Source organism: Streptomyces sp. CB02009 (assembly GCF_001905825.1).
Taxonomy (GTDB): Bacteria; Actinomycetota; Actinomycetes; order Streptomycetales; family Streptomycetaceae; genus Streptomyces.
The window spans coordinates 387625-408148 of sequence record NZ_LIVV01000002.1 but is presented as its reverse complement, the minus strand read 5'-3'; the positions used below and the strand labels follow the sequence as shown (position 1 = coordinate 408148).

Here is a 20524-nt window from a genome sequence, read left to right as displayed (position 1 = left end):
GTCCCGACAGGTCGTGGGGGCGGCCGAGGGACGGCCGTTCCCGCTCTCGTTCCCCCGGGAGGGTGCAAGGATGGGCGCGCCATGACACCAGGCCGATGTTCGCGAGGGGTCCGGGCCGCGATGTTCGCGGCCGTCTGCGTGCTGCTCGCTGCCACCGGCCACATCCTCATGTCGGGCCAGGGCGTGCCCGCTTGGACTCTCGCCGTCGCCTTCGCCGCCACCGTGTCCGCCACTTGGTTCCTCGCGGGCCGCGAGCGCGGTCTCCTGGCCGTCACCACGGCGAGCGTGGTCGTGCAGAGCGCGCTCCACACGGCCTTCTCGTGGTCCCAGACGCCGGCCGTGCCGGCGGCGACCCGGTCCATGAACGACGTCCACGCGGCGCACGGGCACATGGCGAACGCCGCCATGGGTCACGGGGACATGGGTCACGGGGACATGACCGCGTCCGCCGGCATGCTGTCCCAGGCTCCGGCCGGGCACGACATGACGGATGTGTCCTCGTCCTTAGGAATGCTGTCGGCCCACCTCCTGGCCGCGCTCCTGAGCGGCCTGTGGATGGCGTTCGGCGAGCAGGCCGCGTTCCGCCTGCTGCTCGCCACGTCGCTCCGGCTCTTCCGCCCGCTGCGTCCGCTGCTCGCGTCCTTCGCCCCCGTCGTACGGAACCGTCCCCGGTTCCGGCCGGTGCGAGCCGGTGACGAGCGGACTCCGCGCCGGCTCCTCCTCGCCCATTCGCTCATCTCCCGAGGTCCACCCCAGGCACTCGCTGTCCTCTGACAGCCGGCTCCCCGAGCTCGACGGCTCCGTTCCGTCGCTCGGGCATCGGTCATGCCGCGCCCACCCGGTCGCGGCCGGCCGTACCCGTCACCGGCCACGGCGCGGACCTCATCCACGCGCCGGCCGGATTCCCTTTGCCTTGTAAGGACTTGTGGCGATGACTCCTGCCCACGACACCCTCATGCAGCGCCCGACGAGCACCTACCGCTCGGCGTACGCACCGAACGCCGAGACGGACGCGGCGACGACCCGGCTCGCGCTGGCCGCCCGGGACGGCGACCCGGCCAAGGCCGACCTCTTCGTACGCGCCCTGCACCGCGACGTCCGGCGCTACGTGACGTATCTCAGTGCCGACCGCCAGGCCGCCGACGACCTCACCCAGGAGGTGTTCCTCCGCGCGCTCGCCGCGCTGCCCCGCTTCCAGGGGCGTTCCTCGGCCCGCACGTGGCTGCTGTCGATCGCCCGTCGGACCGTGGTCGACAGCCTGCGGCACGCGGCCGCCCGCCCCCGCCTGTCCGACCGCGACGACTGGCAGGCGGAGGCCGAGCACACCCAGCCCCGGGGGCTTCCCGGCTTCGAGGACGGCGTCGCGCTCGCCGAGCTCCTGGCCGCCATCCCGACGGAACGGAGGGACGCCTTCGTCCTCACCCAACTCCTCGGCCTGCCTTACGCGGAGGCCGCCGAGGCCATCGGCTGTCCCGTCGGCACGGTTCGCTCGCGGGTCGCCCGCGCCCGGACCTCCCTGGTCGCCCTGATACGCGGCGCCGAGGAACCGGTGCCGTCACCGGTACTCGCCCCGGGCGGCGACGTTCCGGCATCCAGGCGGTTCACACGGGCGCCCGCGCTCGCCTGACCGTTCTCCTGCCCGTTCTCCTGCCCGCTCGCGGGAACCGGACCGTCCGGCCGTCCGACTCCTCCGGAAACACGGCCCGATCCCTCCGGTGCCGTACAACGCACTCAGGAGAGACGACCGATGGAAAAGCCAGGCCCTGCCTCGTCCCCCGCGGGGGGCACGGGGCGGTGGGGTTCCCCGCCCGTCGTCCTGGGGGGCTTCCTCCTGCTGCTCGCCCTGGTGTTCACGGGGTCGTACGCGCTGGGTTCGGCGGTGGGGCCGATCGGCCCCGCCCCGGACCCGCCGGCGACGACGGGCCCGCCGGCCACCACGGAGCACCCGCACCACGGGGGTCACTCGTGACGCGCGGACCGGCCGCCGTCCAGGCGGAGACGGGGACGGCCGCCCCAGGGACGGCCGACTCGGGAACCTCGGACCCGGGGACGGCCACCCCGGTCACGACAGACCTCGTGGTCGGCGGCATGACGTGCGCCGCGTGCGTCAACCGGGTCGAGAAGAAGCTCTCGCGCCTGGAGGGAGTCACCGCCTCGGTCAATCTGGCGACCGGACGGGCGCGAGTGCGTCATCCCGCCGCACTGCCCGTCGAGGAGCTGGTCTCCACGGTCGAGAAGGCCGGCTACACGGCGGCGCTTCCGGTGCCTCCCGCCGGCCCCGGGCACGGCGACCGCACACCCGGCGACCCCACACCCGGCGAGCGCACGCCAGGCGATCGGTGGCCCGCCGACCGAGGACCCGGCGACCGCGGTCCCGGTGCGCCCGCCGCCGGCCGCGGCGGGGAGGAGGCGGAGCGCCGACGGCTCGTGATCACGGCGGTCCTCGCCCTGCCGGTGCTCGTCCTGTCCATGGTGCCCGACCTGCAGTTCCGCAACTGGCAGTGGCTGTGCTTCGCGCTGGCCGCGCCGGTGGCCGCGTGGGGAGCGTGGCCCTTTCACGTACGGGCGTGGCGCGGGCTGCGCCACTCCGCCTCGACCATGGACACGCTGGTGTCGCTGGGCGTGGTGGCCTCGTTCGGCTGGTCGGCGTACGCGCTGTTCCTCGGCGGGGCGGGAGAGCCCGGCATGCGGATGCCGTTCACCCTGGCCCCCGGGGCGGCCCCGGACGGCATGGCGCACGTCTATCTCGAAGCGACCGTCGGCGTACCGCTGTTCGTGTGGGCGGGCCGCTTCCTCGAAGCACGGGCCCGTCGGGGTACGGGGGCGGCACTTCACGCGCTGGCCGGACTGAGCGTCAAGGACGTGGCGGTACGGGGGAAGGACGGTGGCGAACGCCTCGTACCCCTGGAGCGGTTGCGTGCAGGGCAGACGTTCCTCGTGCGGCCGGGCGAGCGCGTCGCCACCGACGGTGTGGTGGTCGAGGGCGGTTCGGCGGTGGATCTGTCCCTGGTGACCGGGGAGAGCGAGCCCGTCGAGGTCGCACCCGGCTCCGAGGTGGTCGGCGGCTCGGTCAACGTCGCCGGGCTGCTGCTGGTACGCGCCACGGCGGTCGGCGCGGACACCCGGCTCGCCCGCATCACCCGTCTGGTGGAGGAGGCGCAGGCCGGGAAGGCCCGCGCGCAGCGGCTCGCCGACCGGGTGGCGGGCGTCTTCGTCCCCGTCGTCCTGGCCCTGGCCGCGGGCACCCTCGGCTTCTGGCTCGGGACCGGCCGGGACGCCGAGTCGGCGGTCACGGCCTGCGTGGCCGTCCTGGTCGTGGCGTGTCCGTGCGCGCTGGGGCTGGCCACGCCGACGGCTCTCCTGGCCGCGACGGGGCGGGGAGCCCAGCTCGGCATCCTGGTCGGCGGCCCCGAGGCGCTGGAAGGGCTCCGGCACGTCGACACCGTGGTGCTCGACAAGACCGGCACTCTGACCTCAGGCCGGACGACCGTCGCCCGCTTCACCGTCGCCCCTGGCGTCGGCGGTCTCGCGGAGAGCGCCGTCGTGCGGTACGCCGGGGCCGTGGAGCGGGGTTCGGAGCATCCGCTGGGCCGGGCGGTCGTCGACCACGCGCGCGCGTACGCCGATGCCGATGCGGATGCCGATGCCGAACTCCCCGACGTCGTCGACTTCCGCGCCCTGCCGGGCAGGGGGGCCCGCGGCGTCGTCGACGGGAGGCTGGTCGAAGTCGGCGCGCCGACGGGCGACCTGCCGGCCGTCCTCGCCGACGCCCTGAAGGCGGCGGAGGCCGCCGCCCGCACGCCGGTCCTCGTGCGTGTCGACGGCGAGGCGGCGGCCCTCGTCGAGATCGGGGACGTGGTGCGTCCCGGGACCTACCGGGCCGTGGACTCCCTCCGCCGCCTCGGCGTACGTCCCGTCCTGGCGACCGGGGACGCGAAGGGTCCCGCCCTGGCCGTGGCCGCCGACCTGGGCATCCAGGAGGTCCACGCCCGCTGCGCCCCCGAGGAGAAGGCCGCTCTGGTCCGCGCGCTACGGGACCGGGGGCATCGGGTCGCGGTCGTGGGCGACGGCGTGAACGACGCCGCCGCGCTCGCCGGCGCGGATCTGGGCATCGGCCTCGCCAGCGGCACCGACGCCGCCATCGGCGCCGCGGACGTCACCGTCGTCCGTACGGGGATCGAGGCCCTGCCCGATGCCGTACGGCTCGCCCGGCGCACCCTGGCCACGATCCGCGTCAACCTCGTCTGGGCCTTCGGCTACAACGTGGTGACCGTGCCCCTCGCGATGCTCGGCCTGCTCAACCCGATGGTGGCGGCGGCCGCGATGTCGGCGAGCTCGGTCCTGGTGGTGGCCAACAGCCTGCGGCTGCGCGCCTGGCGCCCGCCGTCGGCACCCCGGCGGCGACGGCTCCGGCACGGGTGACGCGGCTGACGCGGTTGGCTCGGCTGGTCCGGCTGACGCGGTTGGCTCGGCTGGCGCGGTCGGCGCGGATGGTGCGGATGGTGCGGTCGGCGCGGATGGGCGGCTGACTCGGTCGGCGCAGGTCACGGGTCGGGGCGGCTCCGGGCCGCGCGGTCGGCTATTCGGCCGTGACGTCCAGGAGTCTGCGGGTGCGGGCGCTCGCGCCGCTGACGGTCAGCGGGATGTCCAGGCTGGCGCACATGCGGTGGGCGCGGGCCAGGGCGCTGAGGGTGGCCGGGGTGGGGTCGGCGGTCGGGACGGCGACGGCCACCCGGGCCGGGCGGAGCGTCTGGACCAGGGCCTGCACCTGGAGCGCGACGGCGGCCCGGTTGGTGACGTCCAGGTCGCGGTGGAGCGTCACGTGCAGCACATGGTGACGTACGACGTGGCTGATGAGCATGGTCCCTCCGCGCAGGACGACGAAGGCCCACAACTGGACACGCTGTGGGCGGTTCGTCCGAGGATGTCACGGCGACCGGCCCGGAGCCCTTCTGGTGCCGCCGATGGCGTGGGGTGTCCGCCCGGACCCCGCGGGATCCGGTTCTCGGACCTCTTCACGGCAGTGAAAGGATCACTGCCGTGAAGAGCCGTGTATGGAGTGACGGGCCGGTCGGCGACGAGCCGGCCGCGAGCGGCGGCCTGCTGCGGCTGCTCGGCGGCGCCGGGTCCGGGACAGACGCAGGCGGGGCCGACGGGGCGGGGACCGGTTCCGACGGGACCGGGCGGCGGATCGTGACCGGGCCGCTGGTCTGCCGGTACTGCGACGGGGACCGGTTCGAGGTGACGTCGTACGAGTGCTTCTGCGAGGGCTGCTGCCTGCCGCTCGACGTACAGGACGAGGACGAGGACGACGAGAAGGACAAGGACGGGTGCGGCGGTGCGGGCCCGGTGGTCCGGGAGCTCCGGCCGCCCACGGCCGCGTCCCCCGGCGCGGACACGGGCATGGTCAGGTGTCCCGCCGGACACGACCTGTTCCAGGTGGCCGCCGCGTACACGCTCGACCCGGACGGCCGGATGCGCCGCCTGTCGGTCGGCCTGCGGTGTCCCGTCGACGGGGCGCTGGGCCTGCTCGTCGACGACGTGCTTATGACGCCGGCGCCTGTCCGGTGACCCACCGGGCGGGCTGATTCCTCGACGTCCCGGGTCCTCGGCCGTCGGGCAGACGGGCAGACGGGTCTCGCCTGGGCCGCCGGGCCCGTCGGGCGCGCGTCGCGCGTAAGGGCCGGAGCCCGAGCCGTGCAGCGGACTCGGGCTCCGGCGAGGTGCACGGATGCCGTGCACGGGCGTGGCGCCCGCCTCATGGACGGGCCGCACGCCTACGGGTTTCAGTGCCAGTACTTCATGGTCGTACCTCCTCCCCCGTGTCTGGACGCAGGGTGACCTCGAAGCGGTCGAGACCGCGGAGGGTCAGGTTGCGCCGGTGTTCCGGTTCCGCGACTGCCCGTGCCTGCGGATAGTCCCTGGCCAGGGCGCCGAGGACCGATCCGGTGAGACGGATCGCCATGGACGCGCCCAGACAGGCGTGGGCCCCGCGTCCGAACCCGAGGTGAGGGTTCGGGGCGCGGTCGAGTCGCAGCTCTGCGGGTTGGGCGAAACGGAGCGGGTCGTGGTTGGCCGCGCCCAGGAAGAGCGTGACCGGATCACCCGCCTTCATCGTGACGCCACCCAGTTCGGTGTCGGTGACGCAGACCCGGGCGTCCGCCTGGACCGGTGCGTCGTACCGGATGAGTTCGTCCACGGCCGTGGACGGGGTCGCCGGGAACGCTTCGAGCGCGCCCGGGGTGGTGAGGAGTGCGGCCGCCGCGTTGCCGAGGAGGCGGGAGGCGGATTCGTAGCCGGCGTGGAGGACGGCGCGCAGACTGTTGCGCAGAACCGTTTCTGCCACGCCGCTGTCCGCCGCGTGCTCGGCGACGTACGCGATGAGGCCTGTCTTGGGCGGGTCCGCGAGCCACCCGCCCGCGTACTCGGCGAGCCGGGCGCGGGCCGCGACGGCCGGCTCGTGCTTCTCCGGCCAGAGACCGGCGTCCATGCCGTCGACGACGGTACGGGACATGGGCACGAACCAGTCGAGCCCGGGCGCCTCGACGCCGAGGAAGGCGGTCACGAAGCGGAGCGCCACCGGCTCGGCGAGCTCCCCGACGAGATCGAAGGAGGGACGGCGGGCCGACTCCGCGAGCAGATCGGCGATCTGCCCCTCCAGGTCGTCGTGGAGCGCCTGCCGGTCCTGTGCCCGGAATCCGTCGAGCAGCAGGTGCCTGATGGCCGTGTGCTCCGGCGGGTCGAGGGTCTGCACGCTGAGCAGCGGGGCGGGGATCTCCTCCCCTGCGCGCCGCCAGTCGGAGGCGAAGCGGTTGCTGTCGGTGAGCACGGCAAGGCAGTCGGCGTGCCGGGTCAGGACCCAGGAGCCGAGCAGTTCGTGCCACAGGACGGGAGAGGCCTCACGCATCCGGGCGTACGAGGGGTAGGGGTTCCGCAGGACCGACGGGCGGGCGAGATCCAGGATCGGGTCCACGGCTGCCGCTTGCTCCACGAAACGTCTCCCCTGCGCATAGGGCCTGGTTGAGGCCTTGGCTGCTACCGAGTCGAGCGGTACGAGGCGCCGGCCACCGGTGGGTGGAGCACCTCGCGGATCCTGCCACCGGCTGTTCGCCGGTCGTTCTCCGAACATCAATGCGAGCCGAGCGCCGGTGACGCTACCACGCAACTGGGGTGGCTGGTATGACTACCTGCCAGAGATCTTTCACAAAGCTGCGGGGAGTTACGGAAGATGACCGGTCAAGAGCAGGCAATCGTTCACGATGTCCCGGTGAACGTCGCCCAACAGCCCAACCCCTACCCGCTCTTCGAGCGCATCCGCGAGCACGGCGTCGTCCAGCGCGTGCGGCTGAATCCCACTCTTGAAGTCTGGATGGTCACCGGTTACGACGAGGCCGTCGCCGCGCTCACCGACCCGCGGCTCAGCAGCAGTCCCGTCGGCGTGAACGGACTCGAGGAGGAGATGGCCCACCAGGAGCGCACCAACGTCCTGATGGCCAGCATGCTCGTCGCCGACGGCGAGGACCACACCCGGCTGCGCAACCTCGTCTCGAAGGCCTTCACGGCCCGCCGCGTGGAGCAGCTCGCCCCTCGCGTCCAGGCGCACACCGACGCCTTCCTCGACGCCTTCGCGGCACGCGGAACCGCCGACCTGGTCTCCGAGTTCGCACTGCCGCTGCCCATGGCCGTACTCAGCGAACTCATCGGCATCCCGGCCGAGGGACAGCCCGACTTCGCCCGGCTCGCGGTCGGCCTGATCATGCCGCCGAACACCCCTGAGCGACTGGCCAAGGGCGCTCGCGCCCGGGCCGAACTCACGGAGTTCTTCGAGCCGTTGATCGCCCAGCGGAAGGCCGACCCGAAGGACGACCTGCTGAGCGCGCTGTGCGCCGCGCAGGCGGAGGAGCGGATCAGCGACCGCGAGCTGACGGCCATGACGATCCTGCTCACGCTCGCCGGACACGAGACGACGGCGAGCCTCATCGCCAACGGCGTCCACGCCCTGCTGCGCCACCCGGACCAGTTCGCCGCGCTCCGCGACGACCCCTCGCTGCTGCCGGGTGCGATCGAGGAACTCCTGCGCTACGAGGGCCCGGTGAGCCGTGGCGTCGCACGCTTCACCACCGACGCCTACGAGATCGGCGGGGTCACCGTCTCGCCGGGCGAGATGATCATCATCGGGCTGGCCGCCGCCAACCGCGACCCGGGCCGTTACGACCGTCCGGACATCCTCGACGTCGCACGCCGCGAGGTTCCGCAACAGCTCGCTTTCGGCCATGGTGTGCACTTCTGCCTGGGCGCGCCGCTGGCCCGCGCGGAGGCCCGGATCGCCATCGGCACGCTGCTGCGCCGCTTCCCCGACCTGCGGCTCGCCGACCCGGACGCGGATCTGAGCCGGCGCGAGGGCATCCTGCGCGGCATGGCGACCCTGCCCGTGGCCTTCACACCCGAGGCCTGAACCGTCGTCCCGACGACACAGAGACGAACGGAGACAGACGGATGACTTCGGCCTCCGGCACGGCGGCGTTCGACGCGATCGCCCCCGGCTACGACGCCTCGCGCGGCGGGACGGCCCGGGCCGCCGGATTCGCCGAGCAGCTCGCTCCGCTGCTCGACCCCGGCCTCCCGGTACTCGACATCGGTGTGGGCACGGGCATCGTGGCGGCCGAACTGACCGCGCGCGGCCACGTGGTGTACGGGCTCGACCTGTCGACCGGGATGCTCGCGCGGGCCGTGGAGCGGCTCGGCCCGCGGGTGGCGGCGGCGGACGCCTGCCGGCTTCCGGTCCGTACCGCCTCGGTGGACCAGGCGGTCTCCACCTGGCTGCTGCACACCGGGCCCGACCACGGCACGGTCTTCGACGAGGTCGCCCGGGTCCTGCGCCCGGGCGGCCGCTATCTGGTGATCCCGGCCGGGGGCACCCGTCCCACGGACGACATCGGACGCGTGGTGGGCGAGTTGGAGGACCGGCTCGATCCGCTCAGGACCCGTCAGGACGGGCCGTGGACCCTCGGGCCTATCGCCGAGGCACGGGGGCTCGTCTACCGGGGCCCGGCCTCCGAACGCCCCACGACCTTTTGGGTGTCGCCCCGCGCGATGGCCCGCTCCCTGTCCGGCGGGCTCTTCACCGGAGCCTGGCCGGTCACGGGCGACGCCACCCGCCTGGTGGCGGAGACCCAGGAGAGGCTCCTCGCCCTCCCGGACCCGGACGTTCCCCGCGTGCGGGAGATGGCCGACTTCGTGATGGTGTTCGAGAAGCCCTGAGGCCTCGTGGGCGAGCGGCTCAGGCGCGGGAGCGCTGGTCGGCCGGCGGCCTGGCCGCCGCGCCGGGGCCGCGCAGGGACGCCGCGTACGCGTCGTCCGGGTCGAGGCGGCGCAGTTCCTCGGCGATCAGCTCGGCCGTCGTCCGGACCTTGAGGGCGAGGACCCGGCCGGGCTGGCCGGGAATGGAGAGCCGCGCGACCGGCCCCTCGGGCCGGTCGATGCGGATCTCGCCGTCCGCGGTGCCCATGCGGACGGCCGTGACGACGGGCCCGTCGGTGACGACCCGGTCGACGGGTACGCCCAGCCGGACCTCGAACCAGCGGGCGAGGAGCTCGGCGCTCGGGTTCTCCGCCTCGCTCTCCACGGCGGCGGACGTCACGGTCAGCGGGGCCTGGTCGAGCGCGGCGGCCAGCATCGAGCGCCACGGGGTGAGCCGGGTCCAGGCGAGGTCGGTGTCGCCGGGGGCGTACGAGGCGGCCCGCTTCTCCAGGGCGGCGAGCGGATCCTCGACCGCGTACATGTCAGTGATGCGGCGCTGGGCGAGTGAGCCCAGCGGGTCGCGCGACGGCACCTCGGGGGCGTCGACGGGCCACCAGACGACGACGGGGGCGTCGGGCAGGAGCAGCGGCAGGACCACGGAGTCGGCGCGGTCGCCGAGTTCGCCGTGCAGCCGGAGCAGCACCGTCTCGCCCGAGCCGGCGTCGGTGCCGAGCCGGACCTCGGCGTCGAGGCGGGTCTCGTGGCGCCCGCGGGGCGAGCGGGCGTGGCGCTTGATGACCACCAGGATGCGGGAGGGGTGCTCCCGGGAGGCGTCGTTGGCGGCCTTGACCGCGTCGTAGGCGTTCTCCTCGTCGGTGACGACGACAAGGGTGAGCACGACACCGGCGGCGGGTGTGCCGACGGCCCGGCGGCCTTCCAGGATCGCCTTGTTGATCTTGCTGGAGTTGGTGTCCGTCAGATCGATCTTCATGCGCGGCGACCGTCCCTTCCTCTGCGGCGAGCCTAACCCTCCCGCGCGGCGGACGCGTGCGGGCCCCCGCTCTCGACCGGCTTCACACGGATTCCGGTCCCGCCTCCTCCGCGGCGGCCGCGGCGGCCGCCTGGTCCTCGGCCCGCCGGTTGACCACGGCCGCGGCGGCGAGCGCGGTGCCGAGGAACGCGGTGATCACCACCCAACGACGGTCGAGGACATGGCCCGTGGCGTGGTCGAGGGAGTACCGGCCGGCGCCGGTGACCCCGATCGCGGCGGCGACGAAGCCCAGGAACGCCGGGTACTCGTAGCCGCCGCTCTGGGCGAAGAATCCGGCCGGCGCGTGGACGGCGACGGCCCCGGTCATGGCTCCGGCGGCGGCGGCCCCCGCGGCCGGGGTGGCGAGGCCGAGGGCGAGCAGGGCACCGCCGCCCGCCTCGCCGAGACCGGCGGCGATGGCGCTCTCCCGGCCCGGGTGGAAGCCCATCGCCTCCATGGCCTTGGTGGTGCCGTCGATGCCGCCGCCGCCGAACCAGCCGAAGAGCTTCTGGGTGCCGTGCGCGGCGAGTACGGCTCCGGTGCCGACCCTCAGCACGAGGAGCCCGAGGTCGCGTCGGTTGGGGTGGCCCATGGAGTTCTCCAGGTGCGGGAGGAGGAAAGGGGCGGACTCGTACGCGGTCCACTGTGGTCGCCCTGCCCGGCCCCCGCCGCCCGGGAGCCCGGGCGAATACTCCGTAAGAGTCACCTTTTGCGGGGTTTGCCCACGGGTGCTTGGGTGGGAGGGCCGTCGCCGTCCCGGGCTCCGCGAGCCGCGGCCCGCCACGGCCCGAGGGAAGTGGGTACGCATGACCGCCGAGTCCACCGGGACCGCAGCCCTGCGGGAGAGGGTCCGGGCCCTGATGCCCCGGGCGAAGGAGGACCTGACCGAGCTCGTGGCGATGCGGTCGGTGGCCGACCCCCGCCAGTTCCCGCCGGAGGAGTGCGCGAAGACCGCCGACTTCCTCGTCCGGGCCTTCACGGAGGCGGGACTCCAGGACATGCGTCGGGTGACGACCCCCGACGGCTCGGACGCGGTCGTGGGGCACGCGCCGGGCCCCGAGGGGGCGCCCACCGTGCTCCTGTACTGCCACTACGACGTGCAGCCGCCGCTGGACGACGCGGCGTGGGAGACCCCGCCGTTCGAGCTCACCGAACGCGACGGGCGCTGGTACGGCCGCGGCTCGGCCGACTGCAAGGGCAACATCGCCATGCACCTCACGGCCCTCCGCGCGCTCGGCGGTCCGGACGGCCGGGGCTTCCCCGTGCACATCAAGTTCGTGGCGGAGGGTTCGGAGGAGCAGGGCACCGGCGGCCTGGAGCAGCTGGTCCCGCTGCAGCCCGAACTCTTCGCCGCCGACACCCTGCTGATCTGCGACACCGGGAACTTCGCGCGGGGCCTGCCCACCACGACCACCTCGCTGCGCGGGCTCGCCAATGTCGTCGTCACCGTCTCCACCCTCAAGGGGGCGATGCACTCCGGCATGTTCGGCGGGCCCGCGCCCGACGCCCTGGCCGCGCTGATCCGGATCCTCGACAGCCTCCGCGACGAACAGGGCAACACCGTGGTCAAGGGCCTGCCGGACGACGGCGTCTGGGACGGGGTCGACTACCCGGCCGACCAGTTCCGCGCCGATGTCGGCGTGCTCGACGGGGTGTCCCTCGTCGGTACGGGTTCGGTCGCCGACGAACTCTGGGCGCGGCCCGCGGTCACGGTGCTCGGCATCGACTGCCCTCCGGTGGTGGGCTCCTCGGCCGCCGTGCAGGCGAAGGTCAGCGCCCGGGTCAGCCTGCGGATCCCGCCGGGGGTCGACACCGACGACGCCCAGCGCGCCCTGGCCGCCCATCTGACCTCGGCCGCGCCGTGGGGCGCACGGGTGGAGGTCGAGCCGGAGAGCGGCGGCCAGCCGTTCCGGGCGAGGACCGACGGCCCCGCCTACCGGGCCCTGGCGACGGCGCTCCGCGAGGCGTACGGCAAGGACATGGTCCAGTCGGGGCAGGGCGGTTCGATCCCGCTCTGCAACGTGCTGGCCGCCCACTTCCCCGACGCCGAGATCGCCCTGATCGGCGTCGAGGAGCCCGGCTGCCTCATCCACGCGCCCAACGAGAGCGTGGACCCCTCGGAGATCGAGCACATGGCGCTGGCCGAGGCGCTCTTCCTCAGCGGCTACGCCGGCCCGCACTGACCCGCGCCGACCCGGCCCGCGGCCACACCTCCTCCACGGAAGGACGGGAACCGTCCATGACACAGACTCACGACGGTCCGAGGCACCAGGACATACCGCCGGGCCCGCTGGGCATGCTCGCGGGCGCCGCCTGGCAGGCGCTCCTCCTCGCCGGAACGGCGTCCCTGGTCCTCGGCATCCTCGTGCTGGCCTGGCCGGAGGCCTCGCTGTTCGTGGCCGGCCTGCTCTTCGGCCTCTTCCTGCTGTTCAGCGGCGTGATGCAGCTGGTCGCCGCCTTCGGCACGCACACCACGACCGCGCTGCGCGTCATGGCCTTCATCAGCGGCGCCCTCTCGATCCTGCTCGGCCTGCTCTGCTTCCGGGGCGCGACGCAGTCGACCCTGCTGCTCGCGCTCTGGATCGGGATCGGCTGGCTCTTCCGCGGCATCACCGAGACCCTCGCGGCGGCCTCCGACGCCGCGATGCCGGCGCGCGGCTGGCACGTCTTCCTCGGCATCGTGAACGCGCTCGCCGGTGTGGTGCTCATCGTCTCCCCGCTGGAGTCGGCCAGGGTGCTCATGATTCTGGGAGGCATCTGGCTGCTCGCCGTCGGCGCGGTCGAGATCGTCACGGCGTTCCAGGTGCGGGCCCGTGCCAGGCACCTGCCGCCGGGCGCCTGACGGCCTCCGCGACGCTCCCCACCGCTGCGCCCGAGCTCCGGCCCGAGCACGCGCCCGGCCGCCGTCCCGTCCCCTCGCCGTCCGCCCGATTCCCGGGCGGACGGCGAGCGCCGTTGACGCGTGCGCTACATTTTGCCGGTCCTTGACCACCGATCCCCCGTGATCGCGACCTCCCGGAGACCGGCACACCATGAGCGACATCGTCAACGGCCTCGGCCGGGCCGGGGCCTACGGCGCCCTCGGCGTGGTCCTGCTGATCCTCGGCATAGTCCTCGTGGATCTGCTGACCCCGGGCAAGCTCCGCCGGCAGATCTGGGAGGACCGCAACCGCAACGCCGCAATCCTGCTGAGCTCGGCGCTCCTGGGCATCGGCGGCATCGTCTTCACCTCGATCTGGACGACGTACGAGAACTTCGGCAAGGGCCTCGTGTCGACGGCCGCGTTCGGCCTGCTCGGCCTGGTGATGATGGCGGTGGCGTTCCTGGTGGTGGACCTGGTCACGCCGGGCAAGCTCGGCGCCACCCTGGTCGACCCCGAGCCGCACCCGGCGGTCTGGGTGACCGCCTCCTGCAACATCGCCGTCTCCGCGATCGTCTCCGCCTCGATCGCCTGAGCCCACCCGGCCGTCCGGGCCGACTCGGACCGTCCGGGCCATCGGCGCCGTCCGTGCCCGCCGGTGTCGTGTCCTTCGGTTCAGCCCGGCAACGGCTCCACCTCCAGGAAGCGGCGCCCGCGCGGTCCCTTGTAGAGCAGGGCCTCCCAGCCGAGTCGCGTCAGCGCGGGTACGCAGCCGCCGAGGGCCGTCGCCTCCTCCTGAGCGGCTCCCGAGCCCGCCGGGCCCAGCCACTCGACCACGGCCGTCCCCGGCCGGTCGCCCGGCCGGACGCGGTAGCCCGTGGCGATCCGCGCCCCGGAGGCGTCCACGGCCGAGGGATTGTGGCCGCCCGACTCCAGGGCCAGGGCCACCGCGCGGACAGGCTGGCGGCGCTCCCAGTCCGCGGGCACGGCCTTCGGGCCACCGCCGTCCCCGGGGTGTGTCAGCCGTCTGATCTGGAGCAGGCCGTCGAGGGCGGCCCTGACCTCCCTCGACCGCTGCTCGACGTCCGCCGGGGGCACCGGCGGACCGTCCCCCGTGGCCGCGTCGAACGTGCCGCCGCCCCCGTGGCCCGCCGTCACTGCAGCCGCCGGATGTCGCCGCGCACTCGGTAGAAGCCTCCTGCCGCCGCGTGCAGGGCGTCGACCACGTACCGCGCGCCGGGCTCCCGGATCGCGCGCGGGAACTGCACGTTCCACGCGGAGTCGTAGCCCTCGGTGAGGACTCGGACCCGTGTCCTGCCCGACTCGTTCACGCACTCCACGACCACCGATCCCGCCGGGGCGACGCTGACGGTGGTGACGGCGGTGACCGTCGTCGCCGGCTCGAAGACCGGCATGGCCGCGGCGAGCTTGATGTCCCGCGCGACCGGCACCGTTCCGCCCTGGGCGGCCTGGATCGCCGCCTCGCTCGCGTCCACGCACACCAGCGAACCGTCCGTGGTCACCAGGTAGAGGCGCTCGTCGCGGTACTGCATGGACAGCGCCGAGCCCCCTCCCGTCCCGAGCTTCCACAGCCGGGTGCCGTCCTCCGCGAAGCAGTAGACGGACGAGGCCGAGTCAGCCGCGAAGACGAACCGGCCGCCGGGCGAGGTGGCGCAGGAGTACACGGGGCTGTCGCAGCTGTAGACCGCCTCGACGCGCCCGTCCTTCTTCGCGAGCCGCTGGACCTTCTTGCGGGCCGTGCCCGCGTAGACCGCGGTGTCCTCCTGCCAGCCGAAGAGCACACCGCCCTCGGTGGCCGTGTGCCACAGCTCGCCGCCGCCGTCCGGCGCGTGGGCGGCGACGCCCCGCGTGTCCCCGTAGTAGACGGCGTCGCCGTCGGCGCGGACCATCCAGGCGTGCTCGCCCTGGCCGCCGCGCGCCCACTGGTGCTCGTCCTCGTGGTCGATGACGGTCAGCCGGCCCGAGCGGTCGGCGACGTGCAGCACGCCCTCGTGGATGTCGAGCCAGAAGATGTCGACGTCGGTGGCGATGTCGTACGCGGCGAAGGGCAGCTTGGACGACAGGTCGTACACCTTGCCGTCGTCGCAGCCGGCGTAGATCCAGAAGTCGTCGGCGACCAGGCACTTGACGCCGTCCGGCAGGCTGAACCGGGCCTGCACCTCGCCGGAGCGGTCGAGCGTGAAGACGTCGCCCGCCTGGTTGCCGACCCAGCAGCGCTCCTCGTCGACATGGATGCCGAAGGCGGCCGAACCGGTCCGGAAGCGCCACAGGACGGGGGCGACGGCACGCGCGGTGGAGGGCGCGGAGGTCACCGCGCGGCGCGTCACGGCGCGGGCCGCCCGCTGCCCCCGGACCGCCGGGGCGTATCCCTTGCGGACCTTCTCCCCTATCTTCTTCGCCGCGGCCGCCTGCGCCTTCGCCGCCGTGGGGAACGTGGAGCTCTGCGTCTGGCCCGCCGTCCCGATGCGGCCGTAACGGACCGACACCGCGAGGTCGTCGACGGTCACTTCGTAGAACTTGTGGGCGCCGCCGTCGTCCTGCGACAGCTCCAGATAGGTCGTCGTCATGGTGAAAACGGTAGGGGCACCCACTGACAACGGCCCCCGGTGAAGCCTTGGCCAAGGGGCCAAGGGCTGTCACACGGGGCGGGACGTCGCCGTGCCGACGCGGCCCGAGCTCCGGACCCGGTCCCGGTGCGGCCGGTCAGGCCTCGACCGGGTCCGACGCGGGAGACGACACCGGACCCGATGCCGAGTCCGACGCCGCGCCCGGCGGCACCGGGTCCGACGCCCGGTCCGACGTCGCCGCGCGGGGGTTCTCCTTGATCGTGATCCGGCCCTTGCGGATCGTGGCGAGGCGGGGCGCCCTGCGGGCGATCGCGCTGTCGTGGGTGACCATGACGAAGGTCAAGCCGTGTTCCTTCCACAGCCCTTCCAGAAGCTCGACGATCTCGTCGCGCATCGACTCGTCGAGGTTTCCGGTGGGTTCGTCGGCGAGCAGCACCTTCGGGCGCTTCACGAGCGCGCGGGCGATGGCCACCCGCTGCTGCTGGCCGCCGGAGAGCTCGGACGGGAGGTGCCCGCGGCGTTCGCCGAGCCCGACCGACTCCAGGGCCTCGGCGGCCCGGCTCCGGCGCTCGGCCGGCTTGGTGCCGAGCGGGACGAGCGCGGTCTCCACGTTCTCCTGGGCGGTGAGCGTGGGGATGAGGTTGAAGCTCTGGAAGACGAAGCCGATGTTCTGGCCGCGGACCGCGGTCAGCTTCCGCTCCGGGAGCGCGGCGAGGTCGGTGCCGTCGAGCAGGACCCGGCCCGAGGTGGGGCGGTCGAGGCCGCCGAGCATCTGGAGCAGCGTCGACTTGCCGCCGCCCGTGGGGCCTTGGATGACCAGCCGGTCGCCCTGGGCGAGCGTGAGGTCGACCCCGGCGAGCGCGTCGACTCTCTCCTGCCCCCGCCGGTACTGCTTGGTGACGCCGATCAGTTCGTACATGGTCCAACTCCTGTGATACGTGGGTGGGTTCGGTCGCTGCTACTCGACGCGGCGCAGCGCGTCGGCGGGGCGCAGCCGCGAGGCGCGCCAGGCGCCGAAGGCTCCCGCGACCAGGCCGCCGCCGAGGGCGAGGAGGACGGCGAGACCCACCGTGGCGACGCTGACCGGGGCGGTGAGGGCGATGTCGACGGTCTTTCCGGCGGTCGTTCCGGCCGGGCCGCCGCCGAAGGCCATGCCGCCGCCCCGGCCACCGCCGCCACCGCCGAACACGCCGCCGGTCGAGCCGAGTTCCGCGGTCAGGGTCGGGCTGACGGCCGTCACCGCGTACGCGCCTGCGAGACCGATCGCGATGCCGAGGGCACCGCCGATGAAGCCGTTGACGAGCGCCTCGCCGACCACCTGGCGGGTGACCCGGCCGCTCTTCCAGCCGAGCGCCTTGAGCGTGCCGAACTCACGGACCCGGCGGGTGACGGCGGAGGAGGTGAGGAGGCCCGCGACGAGGACGGCGGCGAGCAGCACGGCGTACGAGAGCCACCTGCCCACGTTCGACGCGAGGTCGGCCGCGGTGTCGAGCGAGCCGGAGACCGTCTGGGCCAGGTCGGCGGAGGTGGTGACGGTGGTGCCGGTGACGTTCTTCTGGATGGCGGCCTTGACCGCGTCGATCCTTGTCGAGTCGGTCGCCTTCACGTAGATCGTGGTGATCTTGGCCGCGGAGGACGAGAGGGTCTGGGCCTGCTTGAGCGGCAGGTAGACCTGGGCGGCGGACTGCCCGCGGTCGGCGGTCGCGATGCCGATGATCTCGAACGCGACGTTCTTCACGGTCAGTTCGTCGCCGACGGCGAGGTCCTTCTGCTGGGCGTAGGCGCTGTCGACGACAGCGACCTCGGCGTCCGTCTCGGTGGTCTTGAAGGTACGGCCCTGGGAGACGGTGGAGGTGGTGAGGGGACCGAGGTCGGGGGCGGTGACGTCGGTGCCGTAGAGCGTGAAGGAGTCGACGTCGAAGGCCGCGCCGCCGCCGGTGACCGTGTCACCGGGACCGGAGCCGCCGCCGGAGCCACCGCCGTTGCCTCCGCCGGTCTCGGCGCCGGGCTGCCCGGGCTGTCCCTGCTGGGTCTGGCCGCGCTGGATCCGGCCCCGCGCGAACTCACCGTTGATCTTCAGGTTGACGAGGCTGAGTCCGCCCACCGCGCGGTCGACACCGGGCTGTCCCGCGACCGTGGCGACGGTGGAGTCCGCGAGGGTCTGGAAGCCCTGGACCATCAGCCGGTCGCTGCTCTGCTCCTCGCCCTCGTCCCTGCCCTGGAACTCGAACCGGGGGCGCTGCGGCTGCGCGCCGTCGGCCGGCCGTTCCTGCGCCTTGGTCACCGTCAGGTCCGTACCGAGGCCGTAGAGGGATTCGAGGACCTTGCTCTGGGCCTGGTTCATGCCGGAGGACACCGAGTTGACGACGATGACCAGCGCGATCCCGAGCGCGAGCCCGGAGGCGACGACGAGCGCCGCCTTTCTGCGGCGGCGCAATTCGCGCCGGAGGTAGGTGAAGAACATGGCGTGAAGCTAGGGGCGGCGCGTGATGACGGGATAAGGCCCGCGTGAGAGCGGGATGAGAGTGATCGGTCTCCTGTACGCGGAGAGCCCGTCGATGGCAGGGTCGGTGCCATGTCGAGCAGCGGCGAAGTGACGCGCAGGGGACCGGTGACAGCACTCCTGGACGCCTCCGGGCTCTTCTTCAAATCGGCGCGGGACGCCTTCCCGGAGGCGGTCGCGGCCGACTGGGCGGCCGCCGCGGCCCTCGACCCCGGTGCGGTCGGGCCCGACGGCGCGTGGCGGCTGGACTTCCGCTGCTTCGCCGTCGCCGACCCGGACGGTGCGGGCTGGACGCTGGTCGACGCGGGCGTGGGTCCCGCCGAAGGTCCCGGGGCGCCGTGGTGTCCCGTGCCCGGCCGGCTCCCCGATGTCCTCGCGCAGGCAGGCATCGACCGGGCGGACGTCCACACCGTCGTACTGACCCATCTGCACGAGGACCACTCCGGCTGGGCCGCCGACGCCGCCGGGCGGCCGTTCTTCCCGGAAGCCCGGTACGTCGTCCAGCGCGCGGAGACGGCGGCTCTCGACCGCCTCGACCCGGTGTGGGACTGGGTGGTGGAACCGCTCCGCGCCGCGGGGCGATTGCACGAGGTCGACGGCAGGCACCGACTGCGCCCGGGTGTCACGCTGCTGCCCACCCCCGGGCACACCCCCGGCCACCAGTCCGTCCTGGTCGAACGGCCGGACGGCCGGGACGTCCTGGTCACCGGCGATCTCCTCGTGCACGCCGTGCAGCTCGCCGCGCCCGCCGTCGCGTACGCCCACGAGCGCGAACCGGCGGCCGCCCGGACCTCTCGGGAGGAGCTGCTCGCGCGCGCCGCGGAGAGCGGGGCGGTCCTCGCGACAGCCCACCTGACCCGGCCGTTCGTCGACGTACCGGGGACCGCCTCGGGGCGGTGACCCGGGAGAGGCCCCTCCGTCAGGCCCCGGCCCCGGCCACGCTCCCCGCCCCTGTGCCGGTGCCTGCGCCCATGCCGGTGCCGGTGCCGGTGCCGGTGCCGGTGCCGGTGCCGGTGCCGGTGCCGGTGCCGGTGCCGGTGCCGGTCACCGTGGAGTACGCCAGAGGGTCGGCCAGGACGTCGTGGAGGACGAGGGCCGCCGCGCCCCGGGAGGCGTCGGTGGCGGCGGAGGCGGGACGGAGGCGGCCGGCGTCCGGGGTCCAGAGGCCGGAGACGACGCGGTCGGAGAGCTCCTCGGCCAGCGCGGGCACCAGCCACGGCATCAGTTGCGGGTAGATCCCGCCGAGGACGACCGCCTCCGGGTCGAGGAGGTTCACGGCGCCCGACAGCGCGCGCCCGAGCATCCTGCCCGCCGCGGCGAGCGCGGCGAGGGCCCGCAGGTCCCCCGAGCCTGCGCGGTCCGCCAGTTCGGGGACTCCGGCGACCCCCGCCGCTCCGAGGAGCGCGGCCTGGCCCGCGTACTGCTCCAGGCACCCGCGCGAGCCGCAACGGCAGCGCGGGCCCTCGGCGTCGACGACCAGGTGGCCGATCTCGCCGGCGAAGCCGTGCGCGCCGCGCAGGAGTTCGCCGTGGACGACGATCGCGCCGCCCACGCCGATCTCGCCCGTCAGGTGCAGAAAGGTGCGGAGGTCGCCGAGCGTGCCGGACCACAGCTCGGCGAGGGCCGCCATGTTGGCCTCGTTGTCGGAGGTCAGCGGCAGGCCCGCGGTGCCGGGGCGCAGCGCGGTGAGGGCCTCGCCGAAGAGGCGCTCGGCGTCGACCTCGTACCAGCCGAGGTTGGGCGCCTGCCGGACGGCTCCGCCGGAGACGAGGCCGGGCAGCGCGAGTCCGGCACCCGCCGGGGCGAGGCCCCGCTCGGCGGCCGTGTCGAGGACGCCGGCGGCGACGCGGGCGGCGCGGGCGAGCACCTCGGGCGCGCCGGCGGCACGGTTGTCGAGACGCTCGGTGCGGCGGACGCGGTCGGTGCCGGTGAGGTCGACGACGCAGACCGTCACGTAGTCGACGTTGATCTCGACGCCGAGTCCGGCGGGACCGGTGTCCGCGGGTTTCAGGACGGTGCCCGGCCGTCCCGCCTGCCCGCTGAAGGTCTTGCCCGACTCGACGAGGAAGCCCAGTTCGAGAAGCTGTTCGACGAGGGAGGAGACGGCGGGCCGGGTGAGTCCGACGCGGGCGGCGACGGCCGCCCGGGTGGTCTCGCCCGCGTCGTGGACGGTCCGCAGGACGAGACTCAGGTTGTGCCGGCGCACGCCCGACTTGTCGGCCTTGGGTTCCGTGGGCTGGTTCATGGTGAGCGCGAGCCTAGCCGCCCTTTTCGCCCACCCGGAAACGGCTCCGCCACAGGAG

20 protein-coding genes are annotated in these 20524 nt (G+C 73.9%); 11 read left to right on the top strand and 9 right to left on the bottom strand.

Going from position 1 to position 20524, the window contains the following annotated elements; translation table 11 throughout:
- Positions 1-81 precede the first annotated feature (81 nt).
- The 4 genes from AMK27_RS09225 (at position 82) to AMK27_RS09210 (ending at position 4422) form a co-directional block, all read left to right on the top strand.
- On the top strand, positions 82-774 hold the full coding sequence (locus tag AMK27_RS09225) for a hypothetical protein (protein WP_073904614.1): 693 nt from the start codon (positions 82-84) through the stop codon (positions 772-774).
- 181 nt (positions 775-955) lie between these two features.
- Positions 956-1627: a sigma-70 family RNA polymerase sigma factor gene (locus AMK27_RS09220; protein ID WP_073905892.1), complete on the top strand. Its 672-nt coding sequence runs from the start codon at positions 956-958 to the stop codon at positions 1625-1627.
- Between the two features lie 120 nt (positions 1628-1747).
- Positions 1748-1969, top strand: a complete 222-nt coding sequence (locus tag AMK27_RS09215; RefSeq protein WP_073904612.1) for a hypothetical protein — start codon at positions 1748-1750, stop codon at positions 1967-1969.
- Between the two features lie 119 nt (positions 1970-2088).
- A complete protein-coding gene (locus tag AMK27_RS09210; protein WP_073905890.1) occupies positions 2089-4422 on the top strand; it encodes a heavy metal translocating P-type ATPase in 2334 nt (777 codons plus the stop codon).
- 157 nt (positions 4423-4579) lie between these two features.
- On the opposite strand, the gene AMK27_RS09205 is transcribed toward AMK27_RS09210, so the two are convergent.
- Entirely contained in the window at positions 4580-4861 is a 282-nt protein-coding gene (locus AMK27_RS09205; protein WP_073905888.1) for a hypothetical protein, read from the bottom strand.
- A 179-nt stretch (positions 4862-5040) separates the two neighbouring features.
- Between AMK27_RS09205 and AMK27_RS41745 the strand changes: the two genes are divergently transcribed.
- Positions 5041-5571 (top strand): hypothetical protein, encoded by a 531-nt coding sequence (locus tag AMK27_RS41745; protein WP_073904610.1) that lies wholly within the window; start codon positions 5041-5043, stop codon positions 5569-5571.
- Between the two features lie 229 nt (positions 5572-5800).
- Here the strand turns inward: AMK27_RS41745 and AMK27_RS09195 are convergent, their stop codons facing one another.
- Positions 5801-6991 (bottom strand): cytochrome P450, encoded by a 1191-nt coding sequence (locus AMK27_RS09195; protein WP_143204839.1) that lies wholly within the window; start codon positions 6989-6991, stop codon positions 5801-5803.
- Positions 6992-7267: 276 nt separating this feature from the next.
- On the opposite strand from AMK27_RS09195, the gene AMK27_RS09190 reads away from it, so the two are divergent.
- Positions 7268-8455, top strand: a complete 1188-nt coding sequence (locus tag AMK27_RS09190) for a cytochrome P450 family protein (protein ID WP_241847397.1) — start codon at positions 7268-7270, stop codon at positions 8453-8455.
- A 41-nt stretch (positions 8456-8496) separates the two neighbouring features.
- The gene (locus AMK27_RS09185; protein WP_073904604.1) at positions 8497-9261 is read left to right on the top strand and encodes a class I SAM-dependent methyltransferase; all 765 of its coding nucleotides are present in this window, start codon (positions 8497-8499) and stop codon (positions 9259-9261) included.
- 19 nt (positions 9262-9280) lie between these two features.
- Here AMK27_RS09185 and opcA read toward each other — a convergent pair whose 3' ends face one another.
- Entirely contained in the window at positions 9281-10231 is a 951-nt protein-coding gene (gene opcA, locus AMK27_RS09180; RefSeq protein WP_073904602.1) for a glucose-6-phosphate dehydrogenase assembly protein OpcA, read from the bottom strand.
- A gap of 82 nt (positions 10232-10313) precedes the next feature.
- Entirely contained in the window at positions 10314-10862 is a 549-nt protein-coding gene (locus AMK27_RS09175; protein WP_073904600.1) for a DoxX family protein, read from the bottom strand.
- A gap of 214 nt (positions 10863-11076) precedes the next feature.
- Here AMK27_RS09175 and AMK27_RS09170 point away from each other — a divergent pair, with 214 nt between their 5' ends.
- The 3 genes from AMK27_RS09170 (at position 11077) to AMK27_RS09160 (ending at position 13725) form a co-directional block, all read left to right on the top strand.
- Positions 11077-12453 carry a dipeptidase gene (locus AMK27_RS09170; protein WP_073904598.1) on the top strand — a complete coding sequence of 459 codons (1377 nt, stop codon included), beginning with the start codon at positions 11077-11079 and terminating at the stop codon, positions 12451-12453.
- A 56-nt stretch (positions 12454-12509) separates the two neighbouring features.
- On the top strand, positions 12510-13112 hold the full coding sequence (locus AMK27_RS09165; protein ID WP_073904596.1) for an HdeD family acid-resistance protein: 603 nt from the start codon (positions 12510-12512) through the stop codon (positions 13110-13112).
- Between the two features lie 190 nt (positions 13113-13302).
- Entirely contained in the window at positions 13303-13725 is a 423-nt protein-coding gene (locus tag AMK27_RS09160) for a DUF350 domain-containing protein (RefSeq protein ID WP_073904594.1), read from the top strand.
- Between the two features lie 80 nt (positions 13726-13805).
- Here the strand turns inward: AMK27_RS09160 and AMK27_RS09155 are convergent, their stop codons facing one another.
- The 4 genes from AMK27_RS09155 to AMK27_RS09140 form a co-directional block, all read right to left on the bottom strand.
- Positions 13806-14288 (bottom strand): hypothetical protein, encoded by a 483-nt coding sequence (locus AMK27_RS09155; protein ID WP_073904592.1) that lies wholly within the window; start codon positions 14286-14288, stop codon positions 13806-13808.
- Entirely contained in the window at positions 14285-15718 is a 1434-nt protein-coding gene (locus AMK27_RS09150) for a WGR domain-containing protein (RefSeq protein WP_073904590.1), read from the bottom strand. The genes AMK27_RS09155 and AMK27_RS09150 overlap by 4 nt, the downstream gene beginning before the upstream one ends.
- 136 nt (positions 15719-15854) lie before the next feature.
- Positions 15855-16637, bottom strand: coding sequence for an ABC transporter ATP-binding protein (locus AMK27_RS09145; RefSeq protein ID WP_241847396.1), 783 nt, complete (start codon positions 16635-16637; stop codon positions 15855-15857).
- A gap of 39 nt (positions 16638-16676) precedes the next feature.
- The gene (locus tag AMK27_RS09140; protein ID WP_073904588.1) at positions 16677-18182 is read right to left on the bottom strand and encodes an ABC transporter permease; all 1506 of its coding nucleotides are present in this window, start codon (positions 18180-18182) and stop codon (positions 16677-16679) included.
- Positions 18183-18293: 111 nt separating this feature from the next.
- Between AMK27_RS09140 and AMK27_RS09135 the strand changes: the two genes are divergently transcribed.
- Positions 18294-19121 (top strand): MBL fold metallo-hydrolase, encoded by an 828-nt coding sequence (locus AMK27_RS09135; RefSeq protein ID WP_073904586.1) that lies wholly within the window; start codon positions 18294-18296, stop codon positions 19119-19121.
- 19 nt (positions 19122-19140) lie between these two features.
- On the opposite strand, the gene AMK27_RS09130 is transcribed toward AMK27_RS09135, so the two are convergent.
- Entirely contained in the window at positions 19141-20466 is a 1326-nt protein-coding gene (locus tag AMK27_RS09130) for an ROK family transcriptional regulator (protein ID WP_241847395.1), read from the bottom strand.
- Between the last annotated feature and the right edge of the window lie 58 nt (positions 20467-20524).

Excerpts from the sequence above, each read along its gene's own strand:
- AMK27_RS09225 (WP_073904614.1), top strand. The coding sequence starts at position 82 with ATGACACCAGGCCGATGTTCGCGAGGGGTCCGGGCCGCGATGTTCGCG.
- AMK27_RS09220 (WP_073905892.1), top strand. The coding sequence starts at position 956 with ATGCAGCGCCCGACGAGCACCTACCGCTCGGCGTACGCACCGAACGCC.
- AMK27_RS09215 (WP_073904612.1), top strand. The coding sequence starts at position 1,748 with ATGGAAAAGCCAGGCCCTGCCTCGTCCCCCGCGGGGGGCACGGGGCGG.
- AMK27_RS09210 (WP_073905890.1), top strand. The coding sequence starts at position 2,089 with ATGACGTGCGCCGCGTGCGTCAACCGGGTCGAGAAGAAGCTCTCGCGC.
- AMK27_RS09205 (WP_073905888.1), bottom strand. The coding sequence starts at position 4,861 with ATGCTCATCAGCCACGTCGTACGTCACCATGTGCTGCACGTGACGCTC.
- AMK27_RS09185 (WP_073904604.1), top strand. The coding sequence starts at position 8,497 with ATGACTTCGGCCTCCGGCACGGCGGCGTTCGACGCGATCGCCCCCGGC.
- opcA (WP_073904602.1), bottom strand. The coding sequence starts at position 10,231 with ATGAAGATCGATCTGACGGACACCAACTCCAGCAAGATCAACAAGGCG.
- AMK27_RS09175 (WP_073904600.1), bottom strand. The coding sequence starts at position 10,862 with ATGGGCCACCCCAACCGACGCGACCTCGGGCTCCTCGTGCTGAGGGTC.
- AMK27_RS09170 (WP_073904598.1), top strand. The coding sequence starts at position 11,077 with ATGACCGCCGAGTCCACCGGGACCGCAGCCCTGCGGGAGAGGGTCCGG.
- AMK27_RS09165 (WP_073904596.1), top strand. The coding sequence starts at position 12,510 with ATGACACAGACTCACGACGGTCCGAGGCACCAGGACATACCGCCGGGC.
- AMK27_RS09160 (WP_073904594.1), top strand. The coding sequence starts at position 13,303 with ATGAGCGACATCGTCAACGGCCTCGGCCGGGCCGGGGCCTACGGCGCC.
- AMK27_RS09150 (WP_073904590.1), bottom strand. The coding sequence starts at position 15,718 with ATGACGACGACCTATCTGGAGCTGTCGCAGGACGACGGCGGCGCCCAC.
- AMK27_RS09145 (WP_241847396.1), bottom strand. The coding sequence starts at position 16,637 with ATGTACGAACTGATCGGCGTCACCAAGCAGTACCGGCGGGGGCAGGAG.
- AMK27_RS09140 (WP_073904588.1), bottom strand. The coding sequence starts at position 18,182 with ATGTTCTTCACCTACCTCCGGCGCGAATTGCGCCGCCGCAGAAAGGCG.
- AMK27_RS09135 (WP_073904586.1), top strand. The coding sequence starts at position 18,294 with ATGTCGAGCAGCGGCGAAGTGACGCGCAGGGGACCGGTGACAGCACTC.
- AMK27_RS09130 (WP_241847395.1), bottom strand. The coding sequence starts at position 20,466 with ATGAACCAGCCCACGGAACCCAAGGCCGACAAGTCGGGCGTGCGCCGG.